This is a genomic window from Parasphingorhabdus sp. (assembly GCF_036963805.1).
Taxonomy (GTDB): domain Bacteria; phylum Pseudomonadota; class Alphaproteobacteria; order Sphingomonadales; family Sphingomonadaceae; genus Parasphingorhabdus.
Genome location: NZ_JBALUN010000034.1, coordinates 1 through 1,225, shown reverse-complemented (window position 1 = coordinate 1,225; position 1,225 = coordinate 1). Strand labels below are relative to the sequence as shown.

Sequence of the window (1,225 nt, the reverse complement as noted above, 5' to 3'; positions counted from 1 at the left end):
TATCCCGCCAATCTTTAATATCGCGGTGATCGAAGATATCGCGCCGATAATCTTGTTGCCGGCGATGTTGACGATAAACGCGAAGATGATCAGGCCTATCGCCAGTATTGGAACCAGCACGGAATCGCGGCCTACATTGAACAATTGGAGCGTGTAGGTTCCGAAAGTTCTGGCAACCAGGCTTTCGTTGATTATCATCGAAAAGGCCATCATCAAGGCGGCTGCGCCGGTAATGGTCGATGGCCCATATGATTTTTTGAGGATCATCGCGATGCCGCCTGCTGACGGATATTTATTGGATACTTTGATATAGGTATAGGCGCTGAACCCGCTGATCACCGCCCCAATCAGGAAGGCAAGCGGGAAGAGCGGCCCGGACAATTCAGCAATCTGTCCTGTCAGTGCAAAAATTCCCGCACCGATCATGACACCGGTGCCCATGGCTACCGACCCCGCCAGTGTTAAACTGTTTTTATTATATGAACTTTTTTGCATCTATTTTCGCCTTTGAGATATGCCGAGTTTATGGCTGCGGTTGTCGTCTTGCAACCCACAGGGTGGTCAAAGGAATGACCAACCACATTAGGATAGGAACAAAGCCTATATTCGTACCGGGAATCAAAGGCATGAGCTCGCTATAGCGCCAGCCCCATCCGGATTCAGACGGCATATTAGTAGCTACCCATTCGATAATTACCGTTATTCCGAGCCCAGTCAGCAAATAGATGCCAATCATCCAGTAGGTTGGGCGATGCATCCAGTGCCTGTTCCGGTTCAAAATAGAAACCACCGTATAGGCGAACACCAATATCCCCACGTCGCCAAATGTTGCCCGCGTGCAACCCAGAGTTTTCTCCCAATAGGTTGCCGACCCGACATCAAAAAATGGCATTTGCAGGATTTCCCAAATGAAGGCCGTGAAAAACCCGAACGTGGCGATGTGAACCTCAGGCTCTTTGTCAAATTTCACGAAGCGACAAACTTGGCTTTGAATAGCGAAATGGAGCCGGTTGCTGTTGGGAAGCTTAGCGTCTTTTCTGTCAGATATCCTGGAGCTACTAATATTTTTTCCAATATACCCTCAGCATTGTGTTTTGTATCTTCGACGCCATCGAGCTGTTGCACCGTCATTCGAAACGCAGCGCGCATCAGCGGTGATTTCTGCATTGCATAGTCTGCAATATGCAGCTCTCCGTCCGGGATAAGCAAGCTGCGCATGATTTTG

2 protein-coding genes and 1 pseudogene are annotated in these 1,225 nt (G+C 49.1%); all 3 read right to left on the bottom strand.

Annotated elements, in window-relative coordinates:
• Positions 1-495, bottom strand: a 495-nt coding sequence (locus V7676_RS18630; protein WP_335661055.1) for an amino acid permease, incomplete at its 3' end; no start/stop codon positions are given.
• Between the two features lie 28 nt (positions 496-523).
• Positions 524-970 carry a hypothetical protein gene (locus tag V7676_RS18625; protein WP_335661054.1) on the bottom strand — a complete coding sequence of 149 codons (447 nt, stop codon included), beginning with the start codon at positions 968-970 and terminating at the stop codon, positions 524-526.
• Positions 967-1,225, bottom strand: a pseudogene (locus tag V7676_RS18620) (class I SAM-dependent methyltransferase); the annotation flags it as partial. The gene V7676_RS18625 and the pseudogene V7676_RS18620, both read right to left, overlap by 4 nt.